Origin of the sequence: Fulvivirga aurantia (assembly GCF_009711475.1) — a bacterium.
GTDB classification, from domain to species: domain Bacteria; phylum Bacteroidota; class Bacteroidia; order Cytophagales; family Cyclobacteriaceae; genus Fulvivirga; species Fulvivirga aurantia.
Genome location: NZ_SMMD01000163.1, coordinates 1 through 783 on the forward strand (window position 1 = coordinate 1; position 783 = coordinate 783).

Genomic DNA, 783 nt, shown 5'->3' on the forward strand with positions numbered 1-783 from the left:
AGCCCTTGAAGAAGTTAAGCTAAACAATCTGTAGCTTACACTGTTTCATAGTTTTTATCAGTTATTTAATCAAATAGTTCAATTCAAAAGATAGAACTCAGGATTTGTTGTGCCTTATCAGCACTTCAATTTTAGTTTGTCTGATGAGCAGAACACTTAAATAAGAATATAAACCAATGAAACACATCAACTTATTATCAATACTTACATTCACCCTTTTATTTGTAAATGCTGCGGCTTTTGCTCAAAGTAGCCAGGATCAAAGTACACAAGATAAAGATAGCATCTGGACCATCGGTGGAAACACAGGCCTCTTCTTGCAACAAGTAGGTGTAAGCAACTGGGCCGGGGGCGGTCAGAACTCACTGTCGTATGGCATGGAGGCCAACCTGTATGCCAACAAGTCAACAGATAAACACTCATGGGAGAATAATCTACAAGCAGGCTACGGTTTAATCAGACAGGGTGATCAGGATACTCGTAAAAACAATGATGTTTTAATCGTCACGTCAAAATATGGTAGATTTTTGGCTAAGAAATGGCAATTATCTGCTGGGTTAGATTTTAGAACTCAGTTTGACAAAGGCTATGAGTACGAAGGAGCTGAAGATGGTACGGATAGTTTGATATCTACTTTTATGGCGCCTGGTTATTTATCTCCCTACATAGGTTTTACCTACAAACCAAATAAGGCAGTTTCACTCACCCTATCACCAATGATGGCCAAGTTTACTTTTGTAATGAATGACCAACTTTCTGAGCTCGGTGCATATGGTGTAGATC

General features: G+C 38.8%; 1 protein-coding gene. It reads left to right on the top strand.

Going from position 1 to position 783, the window contains the following annotated elements:
- Positions 1–176: 176 nt before the first annotated feature.
- The coding region (locus E1176_RS00470; RefSeq protein ID WP_155208628.1) for a DUF3078 domain-containing protein at positions 177–783 on the top strand (607 nt) is incomplete at its 3' end.